General features: G+C 70.2%; 21 protein-coding genes. 16 read left to right on the plus strand and 5 right to left on the minus strand.

The annotated features are described in order from the left end of the window. The first annotated feature begins 38 nt into the window (after positions 1-38). Positions 39-1,790, plus strand: coding sequence for a glycosyl hydrolase family 18 protein (locus OG928_RS30315; protein WP_406291301.1), 1,752 nt, complete (start codon positions 39-41; stop codon positions 1,788-1,790). 241 nt (positions 1,791-2,031) lie between these two features. Continuing rightward, positions 2,032-2,541, plus strand: coding sequence for a group III truncated hemoglobin (locus OG928_RS30320; protein ID WP_406289621.1), 510 nt, complete (start codon positions 2,032-2,034; stop codon positions 2,539-2,541). 127 nt (positions 2,542-2,668) lie between these two features. On the opposite strand, the gene OG928_RS30325 is transcribed toward OG928_RS30320, so the two are convergent. Continuing rightward, on the minus strand, positions 2,669-3,517 hold the full coding sequence (locus tag OG928_RS30325; protein ID WP_406289624.1) for a PAC2 family protein: 849 nt from the start codon (positions 3,515-3,517) through the stop codon (positions 2,669-2,671). A 345-nt stretch (positions 3,518-3,862) separates the two neighbouring features. Between OG928_RS30325 and metH the strand changes: the two genes are divergently transcribed. From metH to OG928_RS30350, 5 genes are all read left to right on the plus strand, one after another. After that, entirely contained in the window at positions 3,863-7,357 is a 3,495-nt protein-coding gene (metH, locus tag OG928_RS30330; RefSeq protein ID WP_406289626.1) for a methionine synthase, read from the plus strand. A gap of 36 nt (positions 7,358-7,393) precedes the next feature. Continuing rightward, the gene (locus OG928_RS30335) at positions 7,394-8,242 is read left to right on the plus strand and encodes a putative RNA methyltransferase (RefSeq protein WP_406289628.1); all 849 of its coding nucleotides are present in this window, start codon (positions 7,394-7,396) and stop codon (positions 8,240-8,242) included. Positions 8,243-8,374: 132 nt separating this feature from the next. Continuing rightward, the gene (locus tag OG928_RS30340; RefSeq protein ID WP_406289630.1) at positions 8,375-9,079 is read left to right on the plus strand and encodes an HAD family hydrolase; all 705 of its coding nucleotides are present in this window, start codon (positions 8,375-8,377) and stop codon (positions 9,077-9,079) included. A 567-nt stretch (positions 9,080-9,646) separates the two neighbouring features. Further along, positions 9,647-11,020 carry a sensor histidine kinase gene (locus tag OG928_RS30345; RefSeq protein ID WP_406289633.1) on the plus strand — a complete coding sequence of 458 codons (1,374 nt, stop codon included), beginning with the start codon at positions 9,647-9,649 and terminating at the stop codon, positions 11,018-11,020. Continuing rightward, positions 11,017-11,694, plus strand: coding sequence for a response regulator transcription factor (locus OG928_RS30350; RefSeq protein ID WP_020552051.1), 678 nt, complete (start codon positions 11,017-11,019; stop codon positions 11,692-11,694). Before OG928_RS30345 ends, OG928_RS30350 begins: the two co-directional genes overlap by 4 nt. A gap of 364 nt (positions 11,695-12,058) precedes the next feature. Here the strand turns inward: OG928_RS30350 and OG928_RS30355 are convergent, their stop codons facing one another. Continuing rightward, positions 12,059-12,955: a RecB family exonuclease gene (locus OG928_RS30355; protein ID WP_406289636.1), complete on the minus strand. Its 897-nt coding sequence runs from the start codon at positions 12,953-12,955 to the stop codon at positions 12,059-12,061. A gap of 127 nt (positions 12,956-13,082) precedes the next feature. Here OG928_RS30355 and OG928_RS30360 point away from each other — a divergent pair, with 127 nt between their 5' ends. Continuing rightward, positions 13,083-14,522: a cellulase family glycosylhydrolase gene (locus OG928_RS30360; protein WP_406289638.1), complete on the plus strand. Its 1,440-nt coding sequence runs from the start codon at positions 13,083-13,085 to the stop codon at positions 14,520-14,522. Between the two features lie 309 nt (positions 14,523-14,831). On the opposite strand, the gene OG928_RS30365 is transcribed toward OG928_RS30360, so the two are convergent. Then, positions 14,832-16,007: a site-2 protease family protein gene (locus tag OG928_RS30365; protein ID WP_406289641.1), complete on the minus strand. Its 1,176-nt coding sequence runs from the start codon at positions 16,005-16,007 to the stop codon at positions 14,832-14,834. A 95-nt stretch (positions 16,008-16,102) separates the two neighbouring features. Here OG928_RS30365 and OG928_RS30370 point away from each other — a divergent pair, with 95 nt between their 5' ends. Beyond that, positions 16,103-17,011 (plus strand): tRNA (adenine-N1)-methyltransferase, encoded by a 909-nt coding sequence (locus OG928_RS30370; protein ID WP_406289643.1) that lies wholly within the window; start codon positions 16,103-16,105, stop codon positions 17,009-17,011. A 111-nt stretch (positions 17,012-17,122) separates the two neighbouring features. Next, the gene (locus OG928_RS30375; protein WP_406289645.1) at positions 17,123-17,857 is read left to right on the plus strand and encodes a hypothetical protein; all 735 of its coding nucleotides are present in this window, start codon (positions 17,123-17,125) and stop codon (positions 17,855-17,857) included. A 33-nt stretch (positions 17,858-17,890) separates the two neighbouring features. On the opposite strand, the gene OG928_RS30380 is transcribed toward OG928_RS30375, so the two are convergent. Continuing rightward, positions 17,891-18,178 carry a ferredoxin gene (locus OG928_RS30380; protein WP_406291302.1) on the minus strand — a complete coding sequence of 96 codons (288 nt, stop codon included), beginning with the start codon at positions 18,176-18,178 and terminating at the stop codon, positions 17,891-17,893. Between the two features lie 220 nt (positions 18,179-18,398). On the opposite strand from OG928_RS30380, the gene arc reads away from it, so the two are divergent. The 6 genes from arc to prcA all read left to right on the plus strand — a co-directional run bounded on the left by arc (position 18,399) and on the right by prcA (position 24,580). Then, on the plus strand, positions 18,399-20,165 hold the full coding sequence (gene arc, locus OG928_RS30385) for a proteasome ATPase (RefSeq protein ID WP_406289646.1): 1,767 nt from the start codon (positions 18,399-18,401) through the stop codon (positions 20,163-20,165). A 220-nt stretch (positions 20,166-20,385) separates the two neighbouring features. After that, a complete protein-coding gene (dop, locus tag OG928_RS30390) occupies positions 20,386-21,891 on the plus strand; it encodes a depupylase/deamidase Dop (protein WP_406289649.1) in 1,506 nt (501 codons plus the stop codon). A 176-nt stretch (positions 21,892-22,067) separates the two neighbouring features. Next, positions 22,068-22,277 carry a ubiquitin-like protein Pup gene (locus OG928_RS30395; RefSeq protein WP_395873014.1) on the plus strand — a complete coding sequence of 70 codons (210 nt, stop codon included), beginning with the start codon at positions 22,068-22,070 and terminating at the stop codon, positions 22,275-22,277. A gap of 6 nt (positions 22,278-22,283) precedes the next feature. Beyond that, entirely contained in the window at positions 22,284-22,889 is a 606-nt protein-coding gene (locus tag OG928_RS30400; RefSeq protein WP_406289651.1) for an endonuclease VII domain-containing protein, read from the plus strand. Then, the gene (prcB, locus tag OG928_RS30405) at positions 22,841-23,686 is read left to right on the plus strand and encodes a proteasome subunit beta (RefSeq protein ID WP_406289653.1); all 846 of its coding nucleotides are present in this window, start codon (positions 22,841-22,843) and stop codon (positions 23,684-23,686) included. The genes OG928_RS30400 and prcB overlap by 49 nt, the downstream gene beginning before the upstream one ends. Before the next feature lie 63 nt (positions 23,687-23,749). Then, positions 23,750-24,580, plus strand: coding sequence for a proteasome subunit alpha (gene prcA / locus OG928_RS30410; RefSeq protein ID WP_406289656.1), 831 nt, complete (start codon positions 23,750-23,752; stop codon positions 24,578-24,580). Positions 24,581-24,637: 57 nt separating this feature from the next. Here the strand turns inward: prcA and OG928_RS30415 are convergent, their stop codons facing one another. Beyond that, positions 24,638-25,654 carry a LacI family DNA-binding transcriptional regulator gene (locus OG928_RS30415; RefSeq protein WP_406289659.1) on the minus strand — a complete coding sequence of 339 codons (1,017 nt, stop codon included), beginning with the start codon at positions 25,652-25,654 and terminating at the stop codon, positions 24,638-24,640. Positions 25,655-25,747: the final 93 nt, after the last annotated feature.

Here is a 25,747-nt window from a genome sequence, read left to right on the forward strand (position 1 = left end):
TCGCACTGCTCGCCGCCCTGCTGCTTCCCCTGGCGGCGATGGTCGGCCTGGCGTCCCCCGCCCAGGCCGCCGGTACCACCGCCACGTTCACCAAGACGTCCGACTGGGGCTCCGGCTTCGGTGGCCAGTGGACGATCAAGAATACCGGGACCACGGCGATCACGTCGTGGACCCTGGAATGGGACTTCCCCGCCGGCACCGCGGTCGGCTCGTTCTGGGACGCCACGGTCACCAGGACGGGCAACCACTACACCGCCAAGAACGTCGGCTGGAACGGCACCGTCGGCCCGGGCGCCGCGGTGAGCTTCGGCTTCAACGGCACCGGACCCGGCAGTCCCACCGCTTGCACGGTCAACGGCGGTTCCTGTGACGGGGGTTCGAACCCGGGGGACAGCCCGCCGACGGCTCCCGGCACCCCCGTCGCGAGCAACGTCACCGACACCTCCGTGAAGCTCACCTGGCCCGCCGCCACCGACGACCACGGCGTCAAGAACTACGACGTCCTGCGCGGCGGCACCAGGATCGCCACCGTCACCACCACGACGTACACCGAAAGCGGCCTCGCCGCCGGCACCGACTACACCTACACCGTGCTCGCCCGCGACACGATCGACCAGACCGGGCCGGCGAGCGCCGCGGCCACCGTGCACACCACCGGCGGCGGCAACCCCGGTGGCAACCAGGTCAAGCTCGGCTACTTCACCGAGTGGGGCGTGTACGGCCGCAACTACCACGTCAAGAACATCGACACCTCCGGCTCCGCGGCCAAGATCACGCACATCAACTACGCCTTCGGCAACGTCCAGGGCGGCAAGTGCACGATCGGCGACGCGTACGCCGACTACGACAAGGCCTACACCGCCGACCAGAGCGTCAGCGGCGTCGCCGACACGTGGGACCAGCCGCTGCGCGGCAACTTCAACCAGCTGCGCCAGCTCAAGGCCAAGTACCCCGGCATCAAGGTCCTGTGGTCCTTCGGCGGCTGGACCTGGTCCGGCGGCTTCACCCAGGCCGCGGCCAACCCGACCGCGTTCGCCGAGTCCTGCTACAACCTGGTCGAAGACCCGCGCTGGGCGGACGTGTTCGACGGCATCGACCTGGACTGGGAATACCCCAACGCGTGCGGCCTCACCTGTGACACCAGCGGCCCGGCGTCGATCAAGACGCTGCTCTCGGCCACCCGGGCCCGGTTCGGCGCGGGCAACCTGGTCACCGCGGCCATCACCGCCGACGCGTCCGCCGGCGGCAAGATCGACGCGGCCGACTACGCCGGCGCCTCCGCGCACGTCGACTGGTACAACGTGATGACGTACGACTTCTTCGGCGCCTGGGCCAAGACCGGCCCGACCGCCCCGCACTCGCCGCTCACCTCCTACCCCGGCATCCCGCAGGCCGGCTTCAACTCCGCCGACGCGATCGCCAAGCTCAAGACCAAGGGCGTACCCGCGAACAAGCTCCTGCTCGGCATCGGCTTCTACGGCCGCGGCTGGACCGGGGTCACCCAGGCCGAACCCGGCGGCACCGCCACCGGCGCGGCGCCGGGCACGTACGAGGCGGGCATCGAGGACTACAAGGTGCTCAAGGGCAGTTGCCCCACCACCGGCACCGTCGCGGGCACCGCGTACGCCAAGTGCGGGACCAACTGGTGGAGCTACGACACCCCCGCCACCGTTGACTCCAAGATGAGCTGGGCCAAGCAGCAGAGCCTGCGCGGCGCCTTCTTCTGGGAATTCAGCGGCGACACCACCAACGGCGAACTCGCGACCGCCATCCACAACGGTCTGGGCTAGCCCCCACGACGCGGCCACGACGGCGGCCGCCTTCACCGCTCTCGTGACCGCACGGTCGTGGCCGGGCCCGCCGGGGTGCCCGGCCACGACACCCACGAGCGGGCCCGTCGTCCTCCGGCGCGGACGGCGGGCCCACCGCGCGGGCGGGGTCCTCGACCTCGCCCGCGCGGGACGTTTGCCCCCACCGCCCGGGCACCGACCGCCGTAGGGTTGCTCCACAGGGCGACGAACAGGACGGCCGATGCACCAGCACCAGCACCCGCACCCGCAGCACCCGACACACCGGCACCCGACGACACTCGGCACCCGCACGGACATCGCCACGCGCGCCGACATCGAGGGGATCCTGCGCCGCTTCTACGGCGCGGCCTTCGCCGACCCCGTCATCGGCGCCTACTTCACCGAGATCGCCGGCACCGACCTGGACGCGCACATCCCGCAGATCACCGACTTCTGGGAACGCGCGCTCCTGCGCGGCGCCGAATACCGCGGCGACCCGCTCGCCGTGCACCGGGCCCTGCACCAGACCCGGCCGCTGACCGCCCGACACTTCGGCCGCTGGGTCCAGCTCTGGCACGCCACCGTGGACGGCCGACACGCCGGCCCCGTGGCGGATCGGGCCAAAGCCCAGGGCGAACGCATCGCGCAGGCGATGCTGCGCCGCCTGGCGGGCCCCGACGCGAGCACCGAGCCGGGCCCCGGCGGCTTCATCCCGCTCGCGGCGCTCGAACTGCGCCGACAGCCGGTCTGACCCCGACAGCCGACCCGACCCGGCGGACGCCCGATCCCGACAGCCGACCCGACCCCGGCGGACGCCCGATCCCGGGGCTGCCCGGTCCCGGTGCCCCCGATCCCGGGCCCGCACCCCTGCCCGGGCCTCAGTCCGCCTGATCACCCTTGCGCTTGAGATACCGCTCGAACTCGGCCGCGATCGCGTCGCCCGACGCCTCCGGCAGGTCCTCGGTGTCGCGCGCCGCCTCCAGCGAGCGCACGTACTCGGCGACCTCGGTGTCCTCGGCCGCGAGCTGGTCCACGCCCGTCTGCCAGGCCCGTGCGTCCTCCGGCAGTTCGCCCATCGGGATGGTCAGATCCAGGAAGTCCTCCAGCTTGCGCAACAGCGCCAGCGTGGCCTTGGGGGAGGGCGGCTGCGCGACGTAGTGCGGCACCGACGCCCAGAACGTCAACGCCGGCATCCCCGCGTGCGCGCACGCCTCCTGGAACACGCCCACGATGCCCGTGGGGCCCTCGTACCGGGACTGCTCCAGGCCCACGTTCGCCGCGACCACCGGATCCGACGTGGTCCCGTTCACCGGCACCGGGCGCGAGTGCGGCGCGTCGCCCAGCATCGCGCCGAGCACGACCACCGTCTCCACCCCCAGCTCGTGGGCGAAACCGAGCAGCTCGTTGCAGAAGGACCGCCACCGCATGTTCGGCTCGATCCCGTGCACCAGGACCAGGTCGCGGCGCGGCTCGGTCAACCGGACCACTGCCAACCGTGTGGTCGGCCAGGTGATCCGACGGGTCTCCCCGTCCAGCCATATCGTGGGACGGTTCACCTGGAAGTCGTAGTAGTCCTCGGCGTCGAGGGCCGCGAACACCTCGCCCTTCCAGACCCGGTCGAGGTGTTCGATCGCGGCGGAAGCGGAATCGCCCGCGTCGTTCCACCCCTCGAAAGCGGCCACCATGACCGGGTCGATCAGCTCGGGCAGGTCGTCGAGCTCGATCACCCAGTGCCTCCTTCCGGCCGGGGCCGGGATCCGTGCGCCGCGGGGACCCGTCGCCGGGGCCGCGAGAGCTGTACGCACCCCACATTACGGGTTGAGACACGCGCGGCCAGACCCGCCGTGGCCGACTTCGCCCACAGTGAAATCCGGCCCTCGCCCCGCAATCGGACCGGAAACGGACCGCATCCGGGCCGGTGAGCGACGGTGAACGGTGCGTGATCAGTGGGCGACGTCACCCGGCGCCTCCCCGGCCTGCGAGGGCTCGCGCATTAAGCTGGCTGTCTGGCCCTCGACGTCCCACCTGTCGCGGGCAAGCCGACAGCCGTCGCACCCATCGGAGACACATCCATGACAGCCACCCCGCAGCAGCTTCGCGAAGCCCTCGCCACCCGAGTCGTCGTCGCCGATGGAGCCATGGGAACCATGCTCCAGGCGCAGGACCCGAGCATGGACGACTTCCAGGGCCACGAAGGCTGCAACGAGGTCCTCAACGTCACGCGTCCCGACATCGTGCGCAACGTGCACAAGGAATACTTCGACGTCGGCGTCGACTGCGTCGAGACCAACACCTTCGGCACCAACCTCGGCAACCTGGGCGAGTACGACATCCAGGACCGCATCTACGAGCTGGCCGAAGCCGGCGCGCGGATCGCCCGCGAGGTCGCCGACGGCTACTCGACCCCCGACCACCCGCGCTGGGTGCTCGGCTCGATCGGCCCCGGCACCAAACTGCCCAGCCTGGGCCACGTCCCCTTCGCCGTGCTGCGCGACGCGTTCGAGGTCAACGCCGCCGGCCTGATCGACGGCGGCGCGCACGCGCTGCTCATCGAGACCAGCCAGGACCTGCTGCAGACCAAGGCCTCGATCATCGGCTCGCAGCGCGCCCTGAAGAAGGCCGGCGTCGACCTGCCGATCTTCGCCCAGGTCACCGTCGAGACCACCGGCGCGATGCTGATGGGCTCCGAGATCGGCGCGGCGCTGACCGCCCTGGAGCCGCTGGGCATCGACTTCATCGGGCTCAACTGCGCGACCGGCCCGGTCGAGATGAGCGAGCACCTGCGCCACCTGGCCAAGCACGCCGGCATCGGCGTCACCGCGATGCCCAACGCCGGCCTGCCGATCCTGACCAAGGACGGCGCGCACTACCCGCTCACCCCCGAGGAACTCGCCGACGCGCACGACTCGTTCACCCGCGAGTACGGCCTCGCCATGGTCGGTGGCTGCTGCGGCACCACGCCCGCCCACCTGGCGGCCGTCGTCGAGCGCGTGCGCGGCCGCGAGCTGACCCCCCGCAACCCCCGGCACGAGCCCGCCGCCGCGTCGCTCTACCAGTCGGTGCCCTTCCGCCAGGACCTGTCCTACCTGTCCATCGGCGAGCGCACCAACGCCAACGGCTCCAAGGCGTTCCGCGAGGCCATGCTCGAGGGCCGCTGGGACGACTGCCTCGACATCGCCCGCGACCAGACCCGCGACGGCGCGCACATGCTCGACCTCAACATCGACTACGTCGGCCGCGACGGCGTCGCCGACATGAAGGCCCTCGCCGGCCGGCTCGCCACCGCCTCCACGCTGCCGATCATGCTCGACTCCACCGAGCCCGAGGTGCTCGAAGCCGGCCTGGAGCTGCTCGGCGGGCGCGCCGTGGTCAACTCGGTCAACTACGAGGACGGCGACGGCCCCACCTCGCGGTTCAACCGGATCATGCCGCTGGTGAAGGAACACGGCGCCGCCGTCGTCGCACTCACCATCGACGAGGAGGGCCAGGCCCGCACCGCCGAATGGAAGGTCCGGGTCGCCGAGCGGCTGATCACCGCGCTGACCCAGGACTGGGGCATCGCGGTCTCGGACATCATCATCGACGCCCTGACCTTCCCCATCGGCACCGGCCAGGAGGAGACCCGCCGCGACGGCATCGAGACCATCGAGGCCATCCGCGAGATCAAGCGCCGCTACCCCGACGTGCAGACCACGCTCGGCCTGTCCAACGTCTCCTTCGGCCTCAACCCCGCCGCGCGCGTCGTGCTCAACTCGGTCTTCCTCAACGAGTGCATCGAGGCCGGCCTCGACTCGGCGATCGTGCACGCCAGCAAGATCCTGCCGATGGCGCGCATCCCCGAGGACCAGCGCACCGTCGCGCTCGACATGGTCTACGACCGGCGCCGCCCCGCCGAGGGCGACCAGCCCGCCTACGACCCGCTGTCGGCCTTCCTCGACCTGTTCGAGGGCGTCGACATCAAGTCGGTCCGCGCCACCCGCGCCCAGGAACTGGCCGCGCTCCCGCTCGGCGAACGCCTGGAGCGCCGGATCATCGACGGCGAACGGGCCGGCCTGGAGGAGGACCTCGACGAGGCCCTGAAGGACCGCAGCGCGCTCGTCATCATCAACGACACGCTGCTCGCCGGCATGAAGGTCGTCGGCGAACTCTTCGGCTCCGGCCAGATGCAGCTCCCGTTCGTGCTCCAGTCCGCCGAGGTGATGAAGTCCGCCGTCGCGCACCTGGAACCGCACATCGAAAAGGTCGAGGGCGAGGACGGCAAGGGCACCATCGTGCTCGCCACCGTCAAGGGCGACGTCCACGACATCGGCAAGAACCTCGTCGACATCATCCTGTCCAACAACGGCTACAACGTCGTCAACATCGGCATCAAGCAGCCGGTCTCGGCGATCCTGGAAGCCGCCGAGGAACACCGCGCCGACGTGATCGGGATGTCCGGCCTCCTGGTCAAGTCCACCGTGATCATGAAGGAGAACCTCCAGGAGCTGAACACGCGCGGCCTGGCCACCGGATACCCCGTCATCCTCGGCGGCGCCGCGCTCACCCGCGCCTACGTCGAGGAGGACCTGTACGACATCTACGCCGGCGAGGTCCGCTACGCCCGCGACGCGTTCGAGGGCCTGCGCCTGATGGACGCGCTGATGGGCGTCAAGCGCGGCGTACCCGGCGTGGAACTGCCCGCGCTGCGCCGGCGCAAGGTCTCGGCCGCCAAGGTGATCGAGACCGAGCCCGAGGACATGCCCACCCGCTCCGACGTCGCGATCGACAACCCCGTGCCGACCCCGCCGTTCTGGGGCGACCGGGTGGTCAAGGGCATCCAGCTGAACGACTACGCGTCCTGGCTGGACGAGCGCGCCACCTTCATGGGCCAGTGGGGCCTCAAGCCCACCCGCGGCGGCGACGGACCCTCCTACGAGGAACTCGTCGAGACCGAGGGCCGCCCCCGGCTGCGCTACTGGCTGGACCGGATCGTCACCGACAACCTGCTCGACGCGGGCGTCGTGTACGGCTACTTCCCGTGCGTGTCCAAAGGCGACGACCTGATCGTGCTCGACGACGCCGGCAACGAGCGCACCCGGTTCACCTTCCCGCGCCAGCGCCGCGACCGGCACCTGTGCCTCGCCGACTTCTTCCGCCCGGAGGAATCCGGCGAGATCGACGTCGTCGGCTTCCAGATCGCCACGATGGGCCCGCGCCTGTCCGACGCGACCGCCAAGCTGTTCGCCGACAACTCCTACCGCGACTACCTCGAACTGCACGGCCTGTCCGTCCAACTCGCCGAGGCCCTGGCCGAATACTGGCACGCCCGCGTGCGCGCCGAACTCGGCTTCGCGGGAGAGGACCCCAACGACCTCGACGGCATGCTCAAGCTGCACTACCGCGGCGCGCGCTTCTCGCTCGGCTACGGGGCCTGCCCCGACCTGGAGGACCGGGCCAAGATCACCGACCTCCTGGGGCCCGAGCGGATCGGCGTCGAGCTGTCCGAGGAGTTCCAGCTGCACCCGGAGCAGTCCACCGACGCGATCGTGCTGCACCACCCCGAGGCGAACTACTTCAACGCCCGCTGACGGGAGCCACCGACCGGTAACGAGAACACGAGGCACATGCTCGGCGACATCGTGGAAACCCTCGCCTGTCCGCACTGCGGCGCGGACCTGGCGGGGGAGCCCGGCACACTGCGCTGCGCCGCCGGGCACAGCTTCGACATCGCCAAGCAGGGCTACGTCAACCTGCTCACCGGCGCCGGCTCGGTCGGCACCGCCGACACCGCCGCCATGGTCGCGGCCCGCGTCGACTTCCTCGGCGCGGGCCACTACGACCCGCTCGGCGCCGCCCTGGCCGCCGCGAGCGCCGGTGACGCCCCCGGGGCCCTCGTCGACGTCGGCGCCGGCACCGGACACCACCTCGCACACGTCCTGGACGCGCTGCCCGCACGGCACGGCCTCGCCCTGGACATCTCCAAGTACGCGCTGCGCCGCGCCGCCCGCGCGCACCCGCGCATGGGCGCCGCCGTGTGCGACGCGTGGCGACCGCTGCCGGTACGCAGCGGCGCCGCCGCGACCGTGCTCAACGTGTTCGCCCCGCGCAACCCGGCCGAACTGCGCCGGATCACCGCCGACGAGGGCGCGCTCGTGGTCGCCGCGCCCGCCCCGCGCCACCTCGGCGAGCTCGTCCCCGCGCTCGGCCTGCTCCAGGTCGACCCGGACAAGCAGGAGCGGATCGACGCCAAACTCGCCCCCTGGTTCACCGTCCGTGACCGCGACCCGCTCACGTTCACGATGACGCTCGACCACGACGCGATCGCCACCGTCGTCGCCATGGGCCCCAGCGCCTGGCACACCGACCCCGCCGAGCTGCGGTCGCGGATCGCCCGCCTGCCGAACCCGCTCGCCGTCACCGCGTCGATCATCGTTTCCGTATACGACCCCGTTCGGCGGTTGCCCAATCACTGACGGCGCCGCACAATCGAGGACCCGCCGGAGCGAACCGGCGGATCACACCCCCTGGAGAACACGCGTGAGGAGATTCACCCACCCGATTTTCAAACCGACGATGTCCCGTACCGGGGGAAAGGCGGCGACGCGATGACGACACCGCTCACGACCACGACCGGATCGAGCCTGGGCTTCGAACTCGAGGCGGTCCTGTTCGACATGGACGGCACCCTGGTCGACACCGAACGCAACTGGTTCGCCACCGAGACCGCGGTCATGGCCGACCTCGGCTTCACGCTCACCGCCCGGCACGCCGAATACCTGCTCGGCAGCCCGATGGAGCGAGCCGTCGCCTACCTGCTCTCGGTATCGGGACTCGACGTCCCGCCCGCCGAACTGGAGCACCGGATCAACGCCGGCATGGTCGCCCAGCTCCGCGACGGCGTGGAGCTGCGGCCCGGCGCCAAGCGCCTGCTCGCCGAGGTCGACGACGCCGGTGTGCCGTGCGCGCTGGTCACCGCGTCGCAGCGGGTCATCGTGGACGCGGTGCTGCCCTCGATCGGCGCCCACCACTTCCGCTTCACGGTCGCCGGCGACGAGCTCGCCCGCACCAAGCCGCACCCCGACCCGTACCTGACCGCGGCCCGCCGGCTCGACGCCCAGCCGTGGGCCTGCGTGGTCGTCGAGGACTCGCCCACCGGAATCGCCTCCGGCGAGGCGGCCGGGTGCGCGGTGCTCGCGGTGCCCAGCATGACGCCGATCCCACCCGCGCCCACCCGCACCGTGGTGCAATCCCTCGAATCGGTCGACCTGGAATTCCTGCGCGACCTCACCCGCGCCCGCGTCGCGCGCTGAGCGACCCGGCGCCGCGTCCGAACGGGCGCCGCATCCCGACGGACACCGGACACCACCGGACACCGCACCCGAACAGGTGCCCAAAAGGGTGGGAGCGGACGGGCCCGAAGGCCCGCCCGCTCCCACATCCCCCGTACTTCCCCCGTACTGCTTCCCCCGTGTGTGCCGGAGCGCCCCCGCGCTCCGACCCGTATCCCCGTCGGTCCCTGTCGACCTCCCGGCGGCGGTTTCCCCCGTCCCCGTGACCGCCGAGAGGTCTATCGGTCGTGCTCCGCCCGATCCCCGAGAGGACCGGACCCCCGTACTACCCCCGTAGTACATCCGTGGCTCCCGTTGCCGGGCTCCCCGTGTGTTGTCCAGTCTTGGTGATCGAGAAGGCCAGGGCTTCAGGGAAGTCCCTCGCGTTGTCCCCATGTTCGCCGCACCCGGGCGCCCGGCCCGCCACACCGTTGAGTACGGACCGCGACTCCGCCCGGAGGAGGAGATCGTGACACGGCTCCTCCCAGGGGACGAGACCGCACCCCCGGGGGGTCAAAACCGGCAGCCTGGGGCCCTACCGTAAGGGTTGTGCGCGCAGCGACCCCCGACCCGGAGACCCCCACCGGGACCCCAGCCCGCCCCGACCCGAGCGAACCCGGGCCCCGGGCCGGTCGAACACGGGCCGGCCTCGCGGGCATCCTGAACGAACTCGGCCGCGACCCGCACCAACCCTGGCCGCGCCCCACGACCCTGGACGTGGCCCTGGTCGCGCTGCTGTCCGTGTTCTCCGTCGGCGGCCTGTACTTCCACGAACTCGGCATGCGCAACGTCCGCGAACCCGATTTGGGCGGCGTGCTGCTCGCACTGCTGACCGCAGTCCCGCTGCTGTGGCGCGGCGCGCACTCGCTGCGCGTGCTGGTCGCCGTCAGCGCCGCCGGCCTCTTCCTCGCCGGCGCCAACTACGAATCCGCCGGCGCCGGCATCGGCCAGATCGTCGCGCTGTACGCCGTGGCCGTCGGCCGCTCCCGGGTGCCCGCCGCGTTCGCCCTCGCGTTCGCCGAGACCGCCACGGTCGCGTGGCTCACGCTGCGCGACAGCGAGATCGTCTTCCTCGACATCGTCGCCAACCTCGCCGCGATGTTCGCCGTCTGGGCGTTCGCGCGCAGCGTCGGCTTCCGGCGCGCCTACACCGCCGAACTCGAGGCCCGCGCCGACCGCCTCGAGCGCACCCGCGAGGCCGACACCCGCGCCGCCATCGCCGAGGAGCGCGGCCGGATCGCCCGCGAACTGCACGACGTCGTCGCCCACCACGTCTCGGTGATGACCGTCCAGGCGTCCGCCGCGCAACGCATGGTCGCCCGCAACCCCGACCGGGCCAAGGAGGCGATGGCCGCCGTCGAACAGACCGGCCGCGGCGCGCTGGTGGAGATGCGCCGCCTGGTCGGCATCCTGCGCGACACCACCGACGCCGTGGGCGGCCCCAACGAGGGCCACAACGCCCCCCAGCCGGGCCTGGACCAGCTCGAAACCCTGGTCACCCAGGTCCGCGAGGCCGGGCTCTCCGTGGAGCTGTCCCTGGAAGGCGCGCCCTGCGTGCTCCCGCCGGGCATCGACCTCGCCGCCTACCGGATCGTCCAGGAAGCCCTCACCAACACGCTCAAGCACGCCGGCCCCGCCGAGGCCCGCGTGCTGCTGCGCTACTCCCGCACCGAACTCCTGGTCCGCGTCGCCGACGACGGCCGCGGCGGCACCACCACCCCCACCGGCGACCGCACCGGACACGGCCTGCTCGGGATGCGTGAGAGGGTCTCCCTCTACGGTGGACGCCTGTACGCGGGACCCCGGGCCCAGGACGGCTTCGAGGTCCTCGCGCGCATCCCCCTGTCCACCCCGAACGCCGCCGACACCGCCGCCCCGCGGGACGGTGCCGCCCCCGACCGACTGGAGCAGACCCACCCATGACGATCCGCGTCATCCTGGTCGACGATCAGCCACTGCTGCGCACCGGCTTCCGGATGATCCTGGAGGCCGAGCCCGACATCGCGGTGGTCGGGGAGGCCGCCGACGGCGAACAGGCCGTCGAACAGGTCCGCGCCCTGCAACCCGATGTCGTGCTGATGGACATCCGCATGCCCCGCATGGACGGAGTCGAGGCCACCCGCCGGATCGCCGGATCGGGCCGCGACGGGGAGAACACCGCGCGCGTGCTCGTGCTCACCACGTTCGACCTCGACGAGTACGTGGTCGAGGCGCTGCGCGCGGGCGCGAGCGGCTTCCTGCTCAAGGACGTGCCCGCCGACGACCTGGTCACCGCGATCCGGGTGATCGCCGAGGGCGAGGCGCTGCTGGCGCCGAGCATCACCCGGCGCCTGCTCGACATGTACGCGGCCCGCCTGCCCTCCGCCGAGGACCCCACCCCCGACACGCTCGCGATGCTCACCGAGCGCGAGGTCGAGGTGCTGCGCCTGGTCGCACGCGGGATGTCCAACGCCGAGATCGCCGCCGAGCTGTACGTCAGCGAGACCACGGTCAAGACCCACGTGGGCCACGTCCTGACCAAACTGGGCCTCCGCGACCGCGTCCAAGCCGCCGTCTACGCCTACGAAAGCGGCCTGGTCCGCCCAGGCGCCATCTGACCCCGCCAACACCCCGCCCGTCCTCAAACGCCAAACAACTCCTGGCGTTTGAGGACACTCAATCCAAAGCCCCCCAAAACCAGCCCGCCCGGCGCTTGAGGACACCCGATCCGAAGGCGGCCAAAACCAGCCCGTCCGGCGCTTGAGGACACCCGATCCGAAGGCGGCCAAAACCAGCCCGTCCGGCGTTTGAGGACACCGGCCGAAGGCCGTCTCGAATCCAGCCCGTCCGGCGTTTGAGGACACCCGATCCGAAGCCCGGCCAACCCCAGCCCGTCCGGCGCTTGAGGACGGACGCACAATCCGAAGGCGCCAAAACCAGCCCGTCCGGCGTTTGAGGACAAGCGGGCCGCAGGCCGCTCCGCTACCCGGAAACGATCGGCAGCGGATACACCGGAGGCGTCCCACCAAACTCCGGGCACACCGCACGGTGATCGCACCAGCCGCACAGCTTCGTCTTCTTCGGCTCCCACTCCCCGGTCCGCGTCGCGAGATCGATCGCCTCCCACAACGCCCGCAGCTTGCGCTCCACCGCGAGCAGATCCGCCTCGTCCGGGTCGTACGTGATCACGTCGCCGCTGCCCAGATACACCAGCTGCAACCGACGCGGCACCCGCCCGTGCTGCCGCCACAGCACCAACGCGTAGAACTTCATCTGGAACAGCGGCTTGTCCTGGAACATCGGCGACGGGGCCTTCCCCGTCTTGTAGTCCACCACCCGCAGATCACCCGCGGGCGCGACGTCGAGACGGTCCACGATCCCGCGCAGGACCAGACCGTCGTCCAACGTCGTCTCGACGTAGAGCTCGCGCCGGGCCGGCTCCAGCCGGTTGGGGTCCTCCAGCGTGAAGTAGCGCCGCACGAGCTCGTCCGCGTCCGCCAACCACGTGCCCAGCCCCGCCGCGTCCTCGGCGAACAGCTCGGCGAGCTCGGGCCGTTCGGCCGACAACTCCTCCCACGCCGGCCGCACCAGCGCCACCGCGCGCTCCGGGGTGCGCTCACCGCTGGGCAGGTCGAACAGGCGCTCCAGGACCGTGTGTACGACCGTCCCGCGCGTCGCCGCCGCGCTCGGCTGCTCCGGCAGCTTGTCGATCACCCGCAGCCGGTACAGCAGCGGGCACTGCATGAAGTCCGCGGCCCGCGACGGCGACAACGACACCGGCGGCCGGGGCACCCGCTCTCCGGCGGGGGCGGGCACGACGGCACCCGCGGGGTCGACCGACGCTTCGTCGGCGGAGGTTTCGGAGGGGCTGACGCTCATGCCGCCAACCCTAAGCGCGCGCGGCGACACCGTACGCCGCCATCGCTCTGTCATTCCTCGCTACCGCTCAGTAGAGTCCCCGCACCGCGAGTCCCACGCACCCCTTCATCACCATGTCGGAGGTCCCATGCGCGTCCCCACCCGTACCCGGCTCCACCTCGCAGGCGTGATCGCCGGCGGCCTGCTCCTGGCGACCGTGCCGGCCCCCGCGTACGCGCACGGCGGGTCGCACGGCCGGACCCCCGACAAGGTCACGGTCGGCGACCGCACCTTCATCGCCGACGCCAAGGGCCGGGCCACCCAATGGCGCGGCTTCAACGTCGGCGACAAGGACCACCGCGGCGCCGAGGCGTTCAAGAACGTCACCGAGGCCCAGTTCCGCGACCTGGCGGCACGCGGCTACAACCTCGCCCGCGTGCTCTTCTTCTGGGACGACCTCGAACCCCGCCCCGGCCGCTACAGCCGCGACTACCTCGCCAAGATGAACCGCGTGCTCGGCTGGGCCGCCAAGTACGACATCAAGGTCGTCCTCGACGCCCACCAGGACATCTACGGGCCCTACTTCTCCGAGCACCGCGGCAACCCCGAATGGACCACCCGCGACGAGGGCCTGCCCTACGAGCCGGTCCCCGGCGACTGGTTCGCCGAGTACTACACGCCCGGCGTCCAGGCCGCCTTCGACCACCTCTACAACGACCGCGACCTCCAGCGCGCGCACGCCGCGATGTGGATGAAGGTCGCCGCCACCTTCGGCCGGCACCCCGCCGTGCTCGGCTACGACCTGATGAACGAGCCGATGGGCCGATTCCGCGACGGCGAGGACATCCCCACCGCCGCCGCCCGGCTCGAATCGACCCAGATCACCGACATGTGGAACCGGCTCACCGACGCCATCCGGCTCGTCGACCGGCGCACCTGGATCTTCGTCGAACCCACCCCCATCGTCGGCCTCGGCGTGCCCACCGCACTCGGCCCGATCACCGACGACAAGGTCGTCTACGCCCCGCACTTCTACGAGAGCGCGATGGAGACCGGCGCCGACTACGACCCCGACGGCGGCTTCGTGGAGAACTACGAGGCGGCCATCACCGCCTACCCGAAGGCGAACAAGCTGCCGGTGATCGTGGGGGAGTGGGGCCCGCCCGACCAATCGCTGCCCAACATCCCGCTGTTCTACAAGCGGATGACCGCCGCCATGGACCGCTTCGGCAGCGGCTGGGCCGGCTGGCAGTGGTGCAACGGCGGCGGCTACTGCACGTTCGACGCCGACGGCCGGATGAAGCCCAACAACACCCTGCTCGTCCAGCCCTACGCACGCGCCGTCGCCGGCAACCCCGAGACCTACCGCTACGACCTCGACACCCGCACCTACACGCTCACCTTCACCACCCGCCGCAACGCCGACGGCCCCACCGAGATCGTGCTCCCCAAGAGCGTCTACCCCAAGCCCCCGAACATCCGCGTGGACGGCCCGGCCCGAGCCCACACCGAAGTCCGCGACAACACCCTGCGCCTGACCACCCCGAAAGACGGCCGCTACACGATAACCATCACCCCCCGCCCCTGACCCACCCCCAAACGCCGGCCGAGCCCCCCACAGCCCGGCCGGCGTTTGAGGCCAGGCGGGCCGCAGGCCGCATCACAAGGGGGCCGGGCCAATCCAGCCCGTCCGGCGTTTGAGGACGCGTCGGCCGCAGGCCGGCCAGCATCAGCCCGGCCGGCGTTTGAGGCCAGGCGGGCCGCAGGCCGCCCCACCAGGGGGCCGGGCCAATCCAGCCCGTCCGGCGTTTGAGGACGCGTCGGCCGCAGGCCGGCCAGCATCAGCCCGGCCGGCGCTTGAGGCCAAGCGGGCCGCAGGCCGCCCCACCCCGACCCATCAACTCCGCATCATCGCCAAAAACGCATGCTCGACGTCCGTCCGAGAAAGCACCCCGTACACGCCCCCATCCCGCTCCACCACGAGATACTCGCTCGCCGGAGCAGCCCGCATCGCGACCAACAGATCCTCGCCCGCCAGATCCGCACCCACCCGCATCCCCGGCCCCAGATCCCGCGACAACGGCCCCACCGCCACCCACGGCCGCCGATGCTCCGGCGTCGCCAACACCGCGGCCTCGCGCACCAGACCCACCGGATCCCCGCCGCCGTCCACCACGACCAGACCGCGCGCACCCTCCTCCTGGGCCCGCCGCAGCGCCTCCGACAACGGCACGTCCGCCGCCACCGGGATCGCCCGCCGCGTCAACAGCCGCACCCGCAACTCCGGCAGCCGCTCGCGCAACCGCTCCGCGCGCAGCGACTGCACCGCGCCCGCCCACATGAATCCGGCCACCAGCGCGCCGAAGATCAGCGTGTACGTCCGCGTCCCCGCGTCCGCGCCCAGCGACCACACCGCCGCCGCGATCACCACCACGACCGCGAGCGCGCGCCCCGTCCACGACGCCGCGATCGTGCCGGTCAACGGCCGCCCGCTGATCCGCCACACCACCGCACGCAGCATCCGGCCGCCGTCGAGCGGCAGCCCCGGCAGCAGGTTGAAGGCCGCGACCAACAGGTTCGACACGGCCAGGAGCGCGATCATCCGCCCCGCCAGGGTGTCCACGTCCAGGGCCAGACCGATGACCCAGAACAAGCCACCCAGCACCAGCGACAGCACCGGTCCGGCCGCCGACACCAGGAACTCGTGCCGCGCCGTCTCCGGCTTCTCGATCTCGGACACCCCGCCCAGGAACTGGATCGTGATCCGCCGCACCGGCAACCCGAGCCGCAACGCGGTCACCGCGTGCGCCAACTCGTGCACGAGCACCGACACGTACAACAGCACCGCGAACCCGAACGACAACGCGAACCGCCACGGACCCAGATCCGGGAACAGACTCTCGAACGTCGGCGCGAACAGCACGGTGATCACCGCGGCGATCACGAACCACGTCGGCGCCACATAGACGGGCACACCGAAGGGACGACCCATGAGCAGGCCACGCCTCGGCTCGGGGCGCCGGGCGTCGTCCTGCCGCATTCTGCGTCCCTGCGGCCTGCTCGAATCAGTCACGTAGAAGATGCTATGCAACCAAGTCCAGGTTTGACCCCCACGGGGCCCGCACCCACGCGTCGGAGCGCCGCCCGCGACCGACTAGGCTGACCCCCATGTCCGAACCGACCGGTGCCGCGCGCAGGCGCGGACCCTTCCAGGTCGGGGACCAGGTCCAGCTGACCGATCCCAAGGGCCGCCACCACACCTTCACCCTCGAAGCGGGCAAGGCGTTCCACACCCACAAGGGCTCGTTCCAACACGACGCGCTGATCGGCGCTCCCGAGGGGACCGTCGTACGGTCCACCGGGAACACCGACTACCTCGCGCTGCGACCTCTCCTCCCCGACTTCGTCCTGTCCATGCCCCGCGGTGCCGCGGTGATCTACCCGAAGGACGCCGGCCAGATCCTCGCGATGGCCGACATCTTCGCCGGCGCCCGCGTCGTCGAGGCCGGCGTCGGCTCCGGCGCGCTGAGCACCTTCCTGTTGCGCGCCGTCGGCGACACCGGGCAGCTCGCCTCCTACGAACGCCGACAGGACTTCGCGGACATCGCCCGCAAGAACGTCGAGCGCTACTTCGGCGGCCCGCACCCCGCGTGGAAGCTCACCGTCGGCGACCTCCAGGACAACCTCGCCGAGACCGAGGTCGACCGGGTCATCCTCGACATGCTCGCCCCCTGGGAGTGCCTCGAGGCGGTCTACAAGGCCCTCGCCCCCGGCGGCCTCGTGTGTTGCTACGTGGCCACCACCACGCAGCTCTCGCGCACCGTCGAGACCATGCGCGTGATGAACTGCTTCACCGAACCGCAGCCCTTCGAGTCGATGGTGCGCTCGTGGCACGTCGAGGGCCTCGCCGTCCGCCCGGACCACCGGATGATCGGGCACACCGGCTTCCTCGTCACCGCCCGGCGCCTCGCCGACGGCGTCGAGCCGCCGATGCGCCGGCGCCGGCCCTCCAAGGGCTCCTACGGCGACGACTACGACGGCCCCGGAGCGGAATCGAGCACCCGAGTCGAACCCTGACCCATCGTCAGGCAACAGTTGGCACAAAGGCGAGCCGGGACCCTATACCAGGGCCCGGCTCGCCGCATAGGGTCGTCCACCGTGGCGGACGATCACTCTGAGAACCGGCCCGTGCGCGGCGACAGTACCCACGGGCTCGCGACCACCGACGGACCACCCGACACGACGGCACCCCAGCGCGTCAGTTCCCCCGATGTCCGCAACGGCGTCGCCTACGCCACCGCGGCCATCGTGTTCGTCTTCATCGTCCTGTCCGGCCTGGCGATCTGGGCCGCGGCATCCTTCGACGGCGGCGTGCCCGGTGTCACCGCACCGGCCCGACACCGACCCAACCCCCAGGACCCACCCGCCGCGCCGCGCACGATCGAACCGACCGGACACGGCGCCGGCACGGCGAACCAGGGGCAGGCGGGCGGCACGGCCGCCGGAACCGCGCAGACCGCCCCGCTCGCGGGCGGCCCAGACGGATCCACCGGCGGCCCGACCCGGGCCGAACTCGCGAACGTCGCCTTCCCCCTCGACTGCCCCGGCGCCGGCACCGAGATCAAGGGCGTGCTCGCCGACCCCACCGGCCCCACCGTGGTCCGGGTCCAGTGCGCCGCCGGCTCCGGCAGCCCGCCGGCCGCGCTCCTGGCCTACGCCGCGGGCGACCGGGGCGTACCCCGCCTGGTCGCCACCCTGCTCTCGACCGACGAGGGCCTCCAGGTGAGCGATGTCACGCGCCGAGGCGACACGGTCACCGCACACACCTTGGGCTGGTCCGACCCGGACGGCCCCCGCTGCTGCCCCGACCTCGCCGGCACACTCAGCTGGCACCTCACCGAACTCGGCGCCCAACGGATCTGACATCCCGCCAGACAACGGCGGGCGAACCGGAATTCAGGCCACGTCCGGGCCATATACCTCGACGCCGTCGGAAACCCGACGCATGTGGATACACTCACCCGGACACTTGCGTGTGGCGTCGATCACTTCAACCAACAATTCGGCCGGGACCGGGACCACCGCACCGGGGTCCGTGCGCAGCTCGTCGTCGGCGCCTTTGACGTACGCGAGCCCATCGATGTCGAGCTCGAAGACCTCTCGCGCGTATTGGACGCAGATGCCGTCCCCGGTGCAGAGATCCTGGTCGATCCAGACCTCGATGGGTTCGTTTTCCGCGGACATCCGGCCTCGCTCTTCAGTGATTCGTATCGACACGCGAATCACTGACCCTACTCGCGCCTGCTTCCCGATGTTGTGAGGTGGGTATCTGATCCACACAAGGGGGCATTCGCACGGGTGAAGATCGGACACGCCCGGACAGTCTTGCTGATCAAGGGGTTTCAACCCCTCCTGCCGTAGGTAGGGTCGGAGACGTCGCAGCTCCCAGGAGGAGGTGAGGGCCGTGGCAGTCCACGACGACGACATGAACCGTGGTGGGAGGCCGGCTCGGGGTACGGACGACCTCGTAAGCCAGGTTTCTTTTCTAGAGCAGGAAGTCGCCGTCCTGCGTCGCAAGCTCGCCGACTCACCGCGCCAGAGCCGTTTGCTCGAGGAGCGGGTCGTCGATCTTCAGACGTCGTTGGCCGGCATGACCACACAAAACGAGCGACTGGTCGCGACCTTGAGGGAGGCCCGCGACCAGATCGTGGCCCTCAAAGAGGAAGTCGACCGACTCGCCCAGCCCCCATCGGGGTTCGGCGTGTTCCTACAGGCCAACGAGGACGGCACGGCCGACATCTTCACCGGCGGGCGCAAGCTCCGGGTGAACGTCAGCCCCAACATCGAGCTCGACGAACTCCAGCGTGGCCAGGAGGTCATGCTCAACGAGGCCATGAACGTGGTCGACGCGATGGAGTACGAGCGCATCGGCGACGTCGTGATGCTCAAGGAGCTTCTCGAGGACGGCGAACGCGCACTGGTCATCGGGCACACCGACGAGGAACGCGTCGTGCGCCTCGCCGAACCGCTGATGGACTCCCCGCTGCGCGCGGGCGACTCGCTCCTGCTCGACTCCCGATCGGGCTATGTCTACGAGCGTGTCCCCAAGAGTGAAGTCGAAGAACTGGTCCTCGAAGAGGTCCCGGACGTCGACTACACGAAGATCGGCGGTCTGCGGAACCAGATCGAGATGATCCGCGACGCGGTGGAACTCCCCTACCTCCACCCCGAGCTCTTCAAGGAGCACGAGCTCCGCCCGCCCAAGGGCATCCTGCTCTACGGCCCCCCCGGCTGCGGCAAGACGTTGATCGCCAAGGCGGTCGCGAACTCGCTCGCGAAGAAGGTCGCCGAGGCCCAGGGCAACGAAGCGGGCAAGAGCTACTTCCTCAACATCAAGGGTCCCGAACTCCTCAACAAGTACGTCGGCGAGACCGAGCGGCACATCCGCCTGGTCTTCCAGCGGGCCCGGGAGAAGGCCAGCGAGGGCACGCCCGTCATCGTTTTCTTCGACGAGATGGACTCGCTGTTCCGCACCCGGGGATCCGGCGTCAGCTCGGACGTGGAGAACACCATCGTTCCGCAGCTGCTGTCCGAGATCGACGGCGTGGAAGGCCTCGAGAACGTCATCGTGATCGGCGCCTCCAACCGCGAGGACATGATCGACCCGGCCATCCTGCGCCCCGGCCGGCTCGACGTGAAGATCAAGATCGAGCGTCCGGACGCCGAAGGGGCCAAGGACATCTTCGCGAAGTACCTCAAGGTCAGCCTGCCGCTGCACGACGACGACCTGGCCGAACACGGCGGCAACCGCGCCGCCACGGTCACCGGCATGATCCAGGTCGCCGTCGAGCGGATGTACTCGGAGGAGGAGGAGAACCGCTTCCTGGAGGTCACCTACGCCAACGGTGACAAGGAGACCCTGTACTTCAAGGACTTCAACTCCGGCGCGATGATCGAGAACATCGTCGGTCGCGCGAAGAAGATGGCGATCAAGGACTTCCTGGAGCACCGCCAGAAGGGCATCCGGGTCGCCCACCTGCTCGCCGCGTGCGTCGACGAGTTCAAGGAGAACGAGGACCTCCCCAACACCACCAACCCCGACGACTGGGCGCGGATCTCCGGCAAGAAGGGCGAGCGGATCGTCTACATCCGCACGCTGGTCTCGGGCAAGCAGGGCGACGAGGCCGGCCGCTCCATCGACACCGTGGCCAACACCGGTCAGTACCTCTGATCCCGATCGACAACCGATTGACAACCGACACCGCGGCCCGTGTTCAGGTCGAACACGGGCCGCGGCGCCGTGCCGGAACGACAACTCCGCGTGAGGCAATAGTTCCGGCCGTATCCCCAAGGCAATCCAACGGCAATAGGCTCGGCAGCATGACCAGGGTGTACCCGATGCACGGTGAGTGTGGATCGGGTACCGGCCGGGTGAGGGACGAGGGGGTCGCATGACCGTCCGGCGTGTGATGGGCATTGAGACCGAGTACGGGATCTCCGTACCCGGGCATCCGAACGCCAACGCGATGTTGACGTCTTCCCAGATCGTGAACGCGTACGCCGCAGCGATGCAGCGGGCCCGGCGGGCCCGCTGGGACTTCGAGGAGGAGAACCCGCTGCGCGACGCGCGCGGGTTCGACCTGGCTCGCGAGCTGGCCGATTCCAGCCAGCTCACCGACGAGGACGTCGGTCTCGCCAACGTGATCCTGACCAACGGCGCTCGGCTCTACGTCGACCACGCCCACCCGGAATACAGCGCGCCCGAGACCACCAATCCGCGCGACGCGGTGATCTGGGACAAGGCCGGCGAGCGGATCATGGCCGAGGCCGCCCGGCGGGCCGCCGAGCTGCCCGGTGGGCAGCAGATCCTGCTGTACAAGAACAACACCGACAACAAGGGCGCGTCGTACGGCACGCACGAGAACTACCTCATGCAGCGCGCGACCCCGTTCGCCGACATCGTCCGGCATCTGACGCCGTTCTTCGTGTCCCGGCAGGTGATCTGCGGAGCGGGCCGGGTGGGCATCGGCCAGGACGGCTCCGCGCACGGCTTCCAGATCAGCCAGCGCGCGGACTACTTCGAGGTCGAGGTCGGCCTGGAGACCACGCTCAAACGGCCCATCATCAACACGCGCGACGAACCGCACGCGGACGCCGAGAAGTATCGGCGCCTGCACGTGATCATCGGCGACGCGAACCTGTCCGAGGTGTCCACCTACCTCAAGCTCGGCACGACCGCGTTGGTCCTGTCGATGATCGAGGACCGCTTCCTCGGCAACGACCTGACCGTCGACCAGCCCGTACGCACGCTGCACGAGGTCTCGCACGACCCGACCCTCAAGCAGCTGATCACGCTGCGCAGCGGCCGCAAACTCACCGCGATCCAGCTCCAGCTCGAATATCTCGAGTTGGCCCGCAAGTACGTCGAGAACCGCTTCGGCAAGGATGTCGACGAGATCACCTCCGACGTGCTCGACCGCTGGGAATCGGTGCTGGCCCGGCTGGAGACCGACCCCATGTCGCTCTCGCGCGAGCTGGACTGGGTCGCCAAGCTCCAGCTCCTGGAGGGCTACCGACAGCGGGACGTCCTGGAGTGGGACGCGCCGAGGCTGCACCTGGTCGACCTCCAGTACGCGGACGTACGGCCCGACAAGGGCCTGTACAACAAGCTGGAGGACCGCTTCGAGAGGATCACCACCGAGGCCGAGGTCCAGCGGGCCGTGCACCTGCCGCCGGAGGACACCCGGGCCTACTTCCGGGGCCGCTGCCTGGAGCAGTACGCCGACGAGGTCGCCGCGGCCTCGTGGGATTCGGTGATCTTCGACGTCGCGGGTCAGGACTCCCTCCAGCGGGTACCCACCCTGGAACCGCTCCGCGGGACGAAGGCCCACGTGAAGGACCTCCTGGATCGTTGCCGCACAGCCGAGGATCTGGTCCGCGCCCTCACGGGTGGGTGACCTCGCTCATTCGCGGGAACAAAGCGAATGAACGGATATATCCCGTTCCGGAACACATGGCCACCGGCACTCGTTGGGACTTACACCCCCGATCCTTCGGGATCGGGGGTGTGGACCCTCCGGGGAATGGATAGGCACCGGTTCAAGGAATTGATCACAAAGGTGGGGTGAGTGTCATGGCCACTAAGGACAGCGGCGGTCAACAGCGCGCGACAAAGCGCTCGGAAGAGGTCGACGAGACCACCACCGAGGCCCAGTCGGACGTGCAAGAACGCCAGGAGAAGTTGACGGACGACGTCGATGCGGTATTGGACGAAATCGACGAGGTGCTCGAGGAGAATGCGGAGGAATTTGTACGGGGCTTTGTCCAGAAAGGTGGGGAATAGCACTAAATGTCCGATTTGAAATCGGGCAAGGAATGCCCTGATTGCAAGGAGTGGAGGCCCGCTCAGGACTTCGGGCGTAATGCGAAGAATCCCGACGGGCTTTCATTCTATTGCCTTGAGTGCAACCGCAGACGTGCTGCTGTCTCGTATCGCGCCCGCCGGGAGCGTGCGGGATTCAAGGTGCGGCCGAAAATTGATGTACCGGACGGCCATAAGCGCTGTCCGAAATGCGAACAGATCAAGCCGCATTCCGAATGGCATAAAAGCACCAGGCAGTGGGATGGTTTGGCGGCGGCTTGTAAGACCTGCCGTAAGGCCGAAGGTCGGGCCGGACATCTCAAGCGCAAATACGGCCTCACCGAGGACGACGTGCGCCGCATGATTGCCGAACAAATAGGCGTATGTCCGATCTGCCAGTCCATCGGACCCGACAACGTCGATCATGATCACGAAACCGGTAAGGTCCGAGCCGTACTCTGCTTCAACTGCAATGCCGCACTGGGCATGTTCAAGGATCGACCCGACGCGTTGCGCCGGGCCGCAACCTATGTGGAAGGGATCGTGTGGAAGCCAACACTCGTGGCACCGGGCGTCTACCGGCTGCCTTCCTGACCCCCGGGTCGTCCTCGTTCGCCGAATTTCTCGACGCTTACCGGCCCGAACTGTTGCCCGCGCGTAGGACGCCTCCGGTGCAGCCCGTGACGATCGAGGCGCCGCACGGCACGACGATCGTGACCGCGACGTTCGACGGTGGCGTGGTGATGGCCGGCGACCGGCGGGCCACGATGGGGAACCTGATCGCGCAGCGGGACATCGAGAAGGTGTTCCCGGCCGACGACTACTCGGTCGTGGGCATCGCCGGCACCGCCGGCATCGCGGTCGAGATGGTTCGACTCTTCCAGGTCGAACTGGAGCACTACGAGAAGATCGAGGGCACCACGCTGTCCCTCGAGGGCAAGGCCAACCGGCTGTCGCAGATGATTCGCGGCAACCTCGGGATGGCCATGCAGGGTCTCGCCGTGGTTCCGCTCTTCGCGGGCTTCGACTTGGAGGGTGGCGCCGGGCGGATCTTCAGCTACGACATCACCGGCGGACGGTCCGAGGAGCACGGCTTCCACTCGGTGGGTTCGGGCTCGCTGTTCGCCCGCGGCGCGCTGAAGAAGCTGTACCGCCCCGGACTCGACGCCGACGGCATCGTGACCGTGTGCATCCAGGCGCTCTACGACGCGGCCGACGACGACTCCGCGACCGGTGGTCCCGACCTGACCCGCCGGATCTTCCCGGTGGTGACGCTCGTGACCGAGGACGGCATCCGGCGGCTCTCGTCGGACGAGGTGGGCGACATCGTCCGCACCGTCGTCGACGCGCGGATGGACGACCCCAACGGGCCGACCGCCCCGCTCACCTGACGGTGCCTCGATGACCTCATCAGCTGACACTTCGAGACCGGCTTCGACGAAAAGGACTCCACGGTGACGACGCCCTTTTATGTGTCGCCGCAGCAGGCCATGGCGGACCGGGCCGACTACGCCCGCAAGGGCATCGCCCGGGGCCGCAGTGTGGTCGTGCTGACCTACGCCGACGGCATCTTGTTCGTGGCGGAGAACTACTCCCGCGCCCTGCACAAGATCAGTGAGATCTACGACCGCATCGCGTTCGCCGCGGTGGGCAAGTACAACGAGTTCGAGAACCTGCGGATCGGCGGCGTGCGCTACGCCGACATCCGCGGCTACTCGTACGCGCGCAACGACGTGACGGCTCGCGGGCTCGCGAACGTGTACGCGCAGACGCTGGGCACGATCTTCTCCAGCGGCGGCGAGAAGCCGTACGAGGTGGAACTCATCGTCGCCGAGGTCGGCAGCGCGCCCGAGGACGACCAGATCTATCGGCTCACCTACGACGGCTCGGTGGCCGACGAGCACAACTATGTCGCCATGGGCGGCAACGTCGACCAGATCACCGAGCAGCTCAAGCGCGAACACCGTGAGGGCCTGTCCCTCGAAGCCGCGCTCAAGGTCGCGGTCGACGCGCTCTCGCGCGACGGCAGCGGCGAGAAGCGCTCGATCACGGCCTCGCAGCTCGAGGTCGCGACGCTCGATCGGACCCGGCCGCAGCAGCGCAAGTTCAAGCGGCTGGTGGGCGGTCAGCTGACCCGTCTGCTCGGCGAGGCCGAACCGGCCGGCGAGGCCGGGACGACCGGGGCAGCCGGGACGACCGGGGCAGCCGGGACGACCGGCGCAGCCGGGGCAGCCGGCTCGGACGAGGGGGCGGCGAGGGCCACGCCCGAGAGCACCGAAGAGTAGTTCCCCGCTTGTCACAGGGCCCGTACACCGCCTCGGTGTGCGGGCCCTGACGCGTGTTCAGCCCGGCGGCGGGGGAGCGGTCGAGCCGCGCACGATCAGCTCGCCCGCCAGCACCACGTCCGGGCCCGACGTGCCGGTGTCGAGGAGGTCGAGCAGCGCCGCCATGCCGCGGGCGCCCAACTCCACCGCGGGCAGCCGCACGGTGGTCAGCTCGGGCTCGACGACGCGCGCGTAGCGCAGGTCGCCGAAGCCGGAGACGGACACGTCGTCGGGGACCCGCAGACCCAGCGCGCGGGCCGCCTTGTAGGCGCCGGCCGCCTGCAGGTCGTCGTCGCAGACCAGCACCGTGGGTCGGGCGGGGGCGGCCAACAGCGGCAGCGCCGCCTGCCGGGCCTCGTCCAGGAGCAGCGCCGACGACGCCTCCGCGACCACCGTCGCGGTCCCGAGCGCGGCCCGGAACGCGGCGTCGCGGGCGTCGAAGGTCCACGAGGGAACGGCGGAGCGCAGCCGGGCGAACCGGCGGTGGCCGAGTCCGATCAGGTATTCGGTCAGCGCCCGCATGCCCTCGGCCACGTCGTCGTTGACGGTGGTGACGCCGCGGCCCGGTTCGCTGTCGAGCATGACCAGGGGCAGGTCGCCGGCGTTGCCCGCGCGCAGCGTGCCGAGCGGTTCGACGGCCATCGAGGACGCCAGCACCCCGTCGATGGCGGCGGAGGTGTACGGGCCGGCGGCGAGGTCGACGCCGTCCCGGGTCGGGTACACGACGATGCCGAAGTCGCGGCGGGCCGCGACGCGCGCGGCGCCGGTGTGCACGGCCCCGAAGAACGGGGAGGTGAGTACCGGGACGACGAGCATCACGGTGCGGGTGCGGCCCAGGCGCAGCGAGCGCGCGGCGTTGTTGGGCTGGTAGCCGAGGGCCGCCGCCGCGGTGCGGACCGCCGTGACGGTCGCGGGGGAGACCCGGCCGCGCCACTTGTCCGCGAGGACGAGGGAGACGGTCGACTGCGAGACGCCGGCGTGCCTGGCCACGTCCTTGCTGGTCGGACGGCCGGCGGGAAGCGGTGGCGACGACAAGGTGACCTCGTGCGGCGGTGTGGGGGACGGTGCTGGGTCAGCGTAGAACGGGCTTGCCATTGTGCCGGGTCGGCAGGCAGAGTGAGAGATGAA

The organism is Embleya sp. NBC_00896, from assembly GCF_045207785.1.
GTDB lineage: Bacteria > Actinomycetota > Actinomycetes > Streptomycetales > Streptomycetaceae > Embleya.